Below are 274 nucleotides of genomic sequence, written 5' to 3'. Positions count from 1 at the left end.
CTTCGATCATGGGAAGGTGCGCTCTGAAGCGGTCGCCATGGTTGGCCAGCAGGTGCACCGCTTTCAGATGCATGTCGGCGTTCCGGACGATCTGATCGGAAACCGCGACGATGGCGTCCGTGCGCCTGACTTCAGTTTCAATTTGCTCGGCCGTCAGATCCTCGTCGGACAGGCGCTCCAGCTGCATGAACAGGTGGTCGTTCAGGTTGGTCAGCTTGTTCTTCATGTTCAAACTCCGTCTGACGGGGATTCCTCTGGGGGTGCGGGGTGTTGC

Annotated in this window: 1 protein-coding gene; it reads right to left on the bottom strand. The window is 59.1% G+C overall.

Translation table 11 applies throughout. From position 1 onward, the window contains the following. On the bottom strand, positions 1–226 hold a 226-nt coding region (locus G5A07_RS21275; protein ID WP_191863976.1), incomplete at its 3' end, for a hypothetical protein. Positions 227–274 lie beyond the last annotated feature (48 nt).

Source organism: Stenotrophomonas sp. AS012628, assembly GCF_010608305.1.
Lineage (GTDB): Bacteria > Pseudomonadota > Gammaproteobacteria > Xanthomonadales > Xanthomonadaceae > Stenotrophomonas > Stenotrophomonas geniculata.
This window is presented reverse-complemented; position numbering and strand designations above follow the sequence as displayed.